Below are 7905 nucleotides of genomic sequence, written 5' to 3'. Positions count from 1 at the left end.
AGATATCTGGCTTCCTGGCTAAAGAATCTATGCCCGCAGAGGCTCCAAGTAAAGTGACAAAGTGCCTGAACTATTTCCAGTAAAGAACCAATATCAAATTAATGAAAAAGTGTTAAATTTAATATGGGTAGGTGTTTTATATATGTCTCATTTGGCTAGGTCAGTTCATTAACACCCCATTTTATTTTCTATTATTACTTAAGCTCTAATCTCCCATGCTTAAACGAATCTTGCATTCTATAACTATCCTTTGGGAAAATAAATGTCCATGGCATACTGACATGAGAAGGAATGACAAGGTCTGGCAGTGTGAATTCCTTTTCTGCAATCACTTCATCATTAACACTGTAATACAATATTGTATTTTGAAAGATTAGGGGATATTCCGCGAAATTATGAACCAACACGGAAACAAGTAGTGCATCCTTATGATTGATTGCTTCTCGGATAGGAGAAAAAATAACGCTTGAACTGTTTATGTGTTTTGTTTCATTAAAGATTTTTTCTATATTTTCTCTATCTTGCGGGGCAATTTGTTTGTCCCAGGCCGATTCAAATTGTAATTCCTGCATCATTATGACCACCTTTTGAAGTGAAGTGTAACATAAGTGAGAGAAAGAATCTATTATACGATTTAATTATTTCTTTCTTTCATATATATTCCACTATTAATTTCCCTCTAAACAGAACAAATGTTTTGGTGTAGAATAGTAAATGTTATATTAACTATTAAATATTAGGGGTGGAATCAACTTGAATGGAACATCACATGCTGTAATTGGATCAGCAACAGGATTTATTGTTGCTCATACCGTGCAATCCACACCAACAGAGACATTAGTGTGTGTCACTTTAGGAGCCGTTTCTGGACTAATGCCTGATCTGGATATTGACGGGAAGCTTCGTGGTAAAATTACGTTACCTCATCAAATGATTCAATTGTCTGCACAGGTAATCGGAATACTTATGGTGCTATATAGTTTCTTCGAGAAAGTAGCAGTAGAGAGGTGGATGGGGGTCGGGATAGGTATTATGATTTTGTTTATCGCGTCGTTAATTAAACAAAAACATATGCTGACAATAACAGGGATTGCCGTGCTGATGGGAGGACTTTCTGTTGAGGAACGATGGATTATTCTTCTAGGAGTCTATATTATGATTGCATCCTTTACTTCTCATCGTAGCTATACTCATTCTATTTTGGGTGTTGTGTTTTTTGGAATCATTGCCGCAAATGTAGAGAACTCCATTGGCATCCAGGGAGTATACTATACTTGTATTGGTGGATATATCAGTCATTTAATTGCAGATTTAAAAATTTTTCCGTTTAACAAAAGAGGCGTTAAGCTATTCTTGCCACTGACATCAAAGGAATTTTAATAGTTTACTATTTGTCTTTCTTTATACATAATATTAAGTTGGATGGAAAGAATCCCCTATTATAGCAATCTTAATAGGGGATTCTTTCTATATGGCTCTAAAGCAATATGTTGATATTTCTAACCTAGATAGAATCGAAGTTACCATCTATTTATGTTATAATATGGAAAAAGGGAGGTCTTAAATATGGGCTTTGGTTTTCGAAAGAGCTTTAAAATAGCTCCTGGTGTTCGGGTGAATGTTGGAAAAAAGAGTGTTGGGGTAAGCGCTGGTGTAAAAGGGCTTAGATATAGCGTGAACTCTCGAACCGGCAGTAGAGTGACTGCTAGTATCCCAGGAACTGGTGTATCTTATACCACGACAGGTGGCAGGAATAGAAAGTCGTCGGCCTATCAAAGGCAGGCGGATATAAATAGAAGGCAACGTGAATTAGATAAACTGAATGAATTAGAGCAGGCGAGACTTGCAGTTGAAGCATACGAAAATACAATTGAAAGAATTCATAGTATTCATATAGAAGCAGATGATCCTGTTAATTGGATAAAAGTAAGAGGGGCAGATGCGCCCTATCACCTGCCTAGTGGGGAAATGGGAGAAAAGGAAAAACTAGCTTTACAGCAGCTTCAAAATTATAAACCAGGAGTTCTTACCAAGCTTTTTAATCGACAATCTGCTGAACAGAAGTTACGAGAAGAGGTTATAGCTGCTAGAGAGGAAGATAAACAGGATTATCTTACTTGGGAGCGCGATGTAAAGATTGCTACAAAGGTGTTAGAAGGGGATATTGATACTTATTTTCAAGTCATTGAAGCATTTGCACCTTTGGATGATTTAACGGAATTTGGAAGTGGATTTGAATTCAGTTGTGGTGATCCGAAAGTAATGGAAATCGAATTTGAAGTAAATGCGGAGGATGTCGTTCCAAAAGAACAATTATCTTTAACAAAGACTGGAAAATTATCAAGAAAGCAAATGCCGAAGGGGAAGTTTTATGATATTCAGCAAGATTATGTCTGTAGCTGTATATTAAGAATTGCCCGTGATATGTTTGCACTATTGCCACTACATACTGTCTACATACATGCAATAGATAATCGTTTAAACACTGTAACTGGATATATGGAAAAAATCACTATTCTTTCTGTGAAATTGGACAAAGGAAAACTAAATCGATTAAATTTTGCTAATATTGACTGCTCCGATGCATTAGAAAACTTTGAACACAAGATGAATTTTAAAAAGACAAAAGGGTTTGAGGCAGTTAGTAGACTTATGGTTGATTAAGCGGATAAGGTTAGAAGCGTGGGTATAGTTACTCACGCTTTATTAATCATGAAAAATTTTCCTGGAAGTTGATTCTTTTGGGTACATACTACAACTAGAGTTTACGCAAATAAAAAATTTAAAAAATTGAAAAGAAAGCATTTACAAAAATAGCAATTCCGTTTATTATGTGTTTAGTTAACAAAAAAATGTTTGATTCAAACATTTGGTGTAAAGAACATAATAGGGAGAACTGCATAATATGGAAAATTTGCAGCAATTAAATAAAAGACAAAATAAAATTTATCAACTTCTATTGAATGAAGGAGAGATCAAGATTCAAGACCTTACAGAAACATTTGGCGTGGTCGAAATGACGATTAGGCGGGATCTTGATAAAATGGAGAAATTAGGATTTTTGAAACGAACATATGGAGGTGCGATTCTCGCTTTTGAAGATATTGTCATTAATAAGAGAGAATTATTAAACAGAAGGGCAAAAGAACTCATTGGGCAAAAGGCGGTCAAATTTGTTCAGGAGGGGGACGGCATTTTTGTAGATGCAGGTACGACCACTCCATATTTTGTTAAAAACCTACCTGTTGATGCAAAGCTTTCCATCACAACAAATGCCTTGAATGTTGCTTCGAAAATTCATGGGAAAAACAAGGAAAAAATTATTTTAGGTGGCATGATAAGAGAGTCCACGTCGTCGCTTTATGGACCAATTGCCATTTCAACATTAAACAATCTTTCTTTTGATAAAGCCTTTTTAGCTGCATCTGGTTTCACGCTTAACCAAGGTTTCAGTAACTCGAATATTTTTGAAGTGGAGATTAAGCAAAAAGTAATAAAGCAATCAAAAGAGATAACCTTCCTTATAGATCATAGCAAATTTGACACTCAATTTATGCACAAAATAACCTCGCTTGAAAACATAAATCGAATTATCACAGACAAAACCCCCTCTAATGAATATTGTAAGTTAATTCAGAGCAGTGGAGTTGAATTAGTCGTATGTAGTAACAATTGATAGAACCTCTCTATTAATTGTTATTTATACGAACATGTTCATTTAGCATATTACAATATAATCCATCTTTATTAAAAAAACTCTACCAATAATTTTCTAAATTTCTTTTATGAGTGAAACTTTTTTAATGAATAAATGGAATGAAATGTGAATAGAAAGTAAATAGCCTTTGATTAGTTTTGGTGAAAATCAAAAGTGTTTCTAAATACGCATTAAATGTAAGCGCTTAAAAATGTATTTGGCATCCGGATATTAAGTCACAATGGTGATTTTAATATATAAAATTACTTCTATAAACAAGGGGGATATGTATGAAGAAGTTTTTGATTGGATTATTGACATTGGTACTAACTTTTGGGTTAGCTGCATGTAATACGAGTGAAGAATCTAGTAGTGAAAAGGATCAATATGTATTTGGCTATACGTCGATGACACAAAATAACCCGTATTTTCAAGTAGTAGAAAAAGCAATTAGAGATAAGGTAGAAGCTAATGGAGATAAGTTAATTACGACCAATCCTGCTATGGATGTGGAGCTTCAAATTAATCAAATTGAAGATATGATTGCTCAAGGAATAGACGCAATTTTTCTAAATCCTGTTGATTGGGAAGGAATTAGACCAGCATTAGCGATGTTAAAGGAAGCGAATATCCCAATCATCAATTACGATGCAGAAGTGAAAGATATGGAATATATAACGAGCTATGTAGGTTCAGATAATAAGAATGCCGGAAAAGTTGCTGGAGAAGATTTAGTGAAGAATTTTCCAGATGGAGGAAACATAGTTATCCTTGATAGTCCAACAATGAATTCAGTTAATGATCGAATCGAAGGATTTATGGAAGCGATTGAAGGGAAAAATTTTGAGATTGTTGCACAGCAAGATGCCAAGGGAGACTTAGAGACAGCGTTAACGGTGACAGAGGATATCCTTCAAGCCCATTCTGACATTATCGCTATAATGGGTGGAAATGATCCAACAGCTTTAGGTGCATTAGCAGCTGTTAAAGCTGCGAATATAGAAGGAATTGCCATTTATGGAGTTGATGGATCACCTGATGCGAAAACTGCAATTGCAAATGGAGAAGCATTAATCGGAACAGGAGCTCAATCGCCTATCTCTATTGGAGAAAAGTCGGTCGAAGTCGCTTATAAAATACTAAAAGGCGAAGACTATGAAAAGAGAATTCCAGTAGAAACGTTCATCATTAATAAGGACAATGTGGAGGAATACGGAACAGATGGCTGGCAATAAATGATGTGAATATACATTCTTAGCGACTGAACAAATAGAAGGAGAAGAAATATGCAATTTTAAAATGGATCTTATATTGAATTCTCCTTCTACATTTTAATGGGGTGGGATTATGTCTACGAAATTATTAGAGATGAAGGACGTTTCTAAACGTTTCCCAGGAGTTTATGCCTTAAAGGGTGTAGAGTTTGAACTAAATAGGGGAGAGGTTCATGCTCTCTTAGGGGAAAATGGAGCTGGGAAATCAACACTTATGAAAATACTTGGTGGGATATATTCTATTGATGAAGGAAAAATTTTTATTGATGAGCAAGAAGTAAAGATAAAAGATGTTAAAGATGCTCAATACAATGGTATCAGCATTATCCATCAGGAAATTATCTTAGTCCCATACTTAACGATAGCGGAAAATATTTATTTAGGTAGAGAACCTTTAACTAAAACAGGGTTTGTCGATAAAAAAACAATGTTTTCCAATGCAAGAAACCTTTTAGATAAATTTGAGTTGGATCTATCGGAAAAGAGTGTAATTAGTGAGTTGAATGTTGCACAGCAACAAATGATTGAAATTATTAAAGCAGTTTCTTTTCAAGCGAGAATTATTTTAATGGATGAACCAACTTCTTCTTTAACGGAAAAAGAGGTGAATTTTCTTTTTAAAACAATTCGTAATTTGACGGAACAAGGTGTGGGGATTGTTTATATTTCACACCGCATGAATGAACTATTTGAAATAACAGATAGAATTACAGTGATGAGAGATGGAACCTATATTGGGACCGTTCGTACGCAAGAAACGACGGAGAACCAACTAATTTCTATGATGGTTGGTAGAGAACTAACTAACTATTATGTTAGAGATTATTCTAAAGTAGGAGAAACAGTTTTAGAAGTAAAGAATTTATCAAGGGAAAATTATGTGAATCATGCGGACTTCCAATTAAATAAAGGCGAAATATTAGGTTTTTCCGGCTTAGTTGGTGCAGGGAGGTCAGAGCTGATGAAATGTATTTTTGGCATTGACCCCTTTGATGAAGGAGAAATTTATCGCGACGGCAAGAAAATTACGATAAAAAACCCGAATGATGCGATTAAACACGGGATTGCCTATGTTACGGAAAATCGGAAAGAAGAAGGTCTGTTTCTCATTCAGTCTGTTAAATACAATATTACGATAAAAGTTTTGGATAAGGTGATCAAATTTCTTCGCGTAAAAAAGAAAATCGAAGACCAGTATGCAGAGGATTTTATTAAAGAATTAGCTATTAAAACCCCAAATAGTGGGCAAATAGTAAAAAATTTAAGCGGTGGTAATCAACAAAAAGTATTGATTTCTAGATGGCTTGCGACAAATCCTCAAGTATTGATATTGGATGAACCAACAAGAGGAGTCGATGTAGGGGCAAAGGCGGAGATTTATGCGATTATGAATCAGCTCGTGCAAAAAGGGGTTTCCATTATTATGATATCTTCCGAGCTTCCTGAAATTATTAATATGAGTGATAGAGTAGCTATTATGTACAAAGGGAAAATTCAAAAGATATTAGAGAAAAAAGAGAGCTTTAGTCAAGAAGCGATTATGCATTATGCTACTGGAGGTAATTAAGATGGCTCAAGCAGCACTAAAGGAGAAAAAGAAAGATAATTTTTTATGGAACTTAGGTTCAAGTATTATAACCTTTATTCGGGAAAATTTAGGTATTTTAATAGGGTTACTTGCTTTATGTATTATTATTTCGATTATTAATCCCAACTTTTTATCCTCTAATAATCTATTAAATGTGTTAAGACAAACGTCTACCAATCTATATTTAGCCCTTGCTATGACGATGATTATTATTTTAGGTGGGATCGATTTATCTGTTGGCTCCATTATGGCAGTAACTGGAGTAGTTACGACTTTAATGATTGCAACATTCGGGGCACCGGTATTTATAGCTGTATTAGCTGGTTTATTTGTGGGGATATTAATCGGTGCTTTAAATGGTTATGTTGCTGCAACAACAGTAATTCCGCCTTTTATTATTACGCTAGCCACTATGAATATAGCGAGGGGAGCTGCCTATGTAATTACAGATGGAAAGCCAGTCAGAGTTATGTCTGATTCCTTCAATTTCATTGGATCTGGTTATATTGGTGGTGTATTGCCGATGCCTGTCCTTTACCTTTTAATTCTATTAATCATTTGCTACTTCATTATGAATAAAACGAGACTTGGTCGTCACATGTATGCTGTGGGAGGGAATGCGGAAGCAGCGAAATTTTCAGGAATAAACATAAAAAAGGTACAATTATTTGCTTATACATTTAGTGGATTAATGGCTGCAATTGCAGGTATTGTGTTAGCATCGCGTATGTTTTCTGGTCAACCAACAGCTGGAGAAGGGGCAGAATTAGATGCGATAGCGGCAGTTGTATTAGGCGGCACGAGTATGACAGGAGGCTATGGGAAAATCGGCGGCACAGTTATCGGGGCACTTATTATTGGGGTGCTTAGCAATGGGCTAAATCTGATGGGAGTAAGCTCCTTTTGGCAATACATTGTAAAAGGTGTTGTAATTCTAGTTGCTGTCTATGCAGATGTTATTAAAAGAAGAAAAGCATAAATGGACATAGAATAGGAGGGAGGATTAGATGAAAGAGGGAATAACAATTGCTGGAACAATTGCTGTTGACGAAATAAAAGAAATTGAAAAATACCCTAATCAGTCAGAGCTGACGACAATAAAAAGCGTAACACGATCTATAGGCGGAGCGGTATCTAATTGTGCTGTTTCTTTAGCAAAAATAGATGGAGAGTTGCCGATAAATACGGTAGCAATGATAGGAGAGGATGAAAGAGGTGATTATCTTAAAGAGCGCCTATCTCACTATAAAAACATAGATAGTAGTCAAGTGAAAGTGTTCGGGGATACACCTTTTACAGATGTGTATCAAGATGCAACTAGCAGAACATTTTTTACTTAAAATGCT

General features: G+C 35.3%; 8 protein-coding genes. 7 read left to right on the top strand and 1 reads right to left on the bottom strand.

The features are described from left to right. Positions 1 to 194 precede the first annotated feature (194 nt). Positions 195 to 572, bottom strand: coding sequence for an SLAP domain-containing protein (locus tag QQZ16_RS07625; RefSeq protein WP_048718179.1), 378 nt, complete (start codon positions 570 to 572; stop codon positions 195 to 197). Positions 573 to 753: 181 nt separating this feature from the next. On the opposite strand from QQZ16_RS07625, the gene QQZ16_RS07620 reads away from it, so the two are divergent. The 7 genes from QQZ16_RS07620 (at position 754) to QQZ16_RS07590 (ending at position 7899) form a co-directional block, all read left to right on the top strand. Next, on the top strand, positions 754 to 1380 hold the full coding sequence (locus QQZ16_RS07620) for a metal-dependent hydrolase (protein WP_048718181.1): 627 nt from the start codon (positions 754 to 756) through the stop codon (positions 1378 to 1380). Between the two features lie 186 nt (positions 1381 to 1566). Next, positions 1567 to 2664, top strand: coding sequence for a DUF4236 domain-containing protein (locus QQZ16_RS07615; RefSeq protein ID WP_048718182.1), 1098 nt, complete (start codon positions 1567 to 1569; stop codon positions 2662 to 2664). Between the two features lie 241 nt (positions 2665 to 2905). Beyond that, on the top strand, positions 2906 to 3676 hold the full coding sequence (locus QQZ16_RS07610) for a DeoR/GlpR family DNA-binding transcription regulator (protein ID WP_048718183.1): 771 nt from the start codon (positions 2906 to 2908) through the stop codon (positions 3674 to 3676). A 311-nt stretch (positions 3677 to 3987) separates the two neighbouring features. Further along, positions 3988 to 4932 (top strand): sugar ABC transporter substrate-binding protein, encoded by a 945-nt coding sequence (locus QQZ16_RS07605; RefSeq protein WP_048718189.1) that lies wholly within the window; start codon positions 3988 to 3990, stop codon positions 4930 to 4932. Positions 4933 to 5044: 112 nt separating this feature from the next. Next, the gene (locus tag QQZ16_RS07600; protein WP_048718191.1) at positions 5045 to 6538 is read left to right on the top strand and encodes a sugar ABC transporter ATP-binding protein; all 1494 of its coding nucleotides are present in this window, start codon (positions 5045 to 5047) and stop codon (positions 6536 to 6538) included. Position 6539: 1 nt separating this feature from the next. Then, a complete protein-coding gene (locus tag QQZ16_RS07595; RefSeq protein WP_082169279.1) occupies positions 6540 to 7538 on the top strand; it encodes an ABC transporter permease in 999 nt (332 codons plus the stop codon). A gap of 28 nt (positions 7539 to 7566) precedes the next feature. After that, on the top strand, positions 7567 to 7899 hold the full coding sequence (locus tag QQZ16_RS07590; protein ID WP_284561236.1) for a hypothetical protein: 333 nt from the start codon (positions 7567 to 7569) through the stop codon (positions 7897 to 7899). Positions 7900 to 7905 lie beyond the last annotated feature (6 nt).

The sequence above is a fragment of the Bacillus sp. T2.9-1 genome (assembly GCF_950097965.1).
Taxonomy (GTDB): domain Bacteria; phylum Bacillota; class Bacilli; order Bacillales; family Cytobacillaceae; genus Niallia; species Niallia hominis.
The sequence above is the reverse complement of the archived record's forward strand: the minus strand, read 5'-3'. Positions and strand labels throughout refer to the sequence as shown.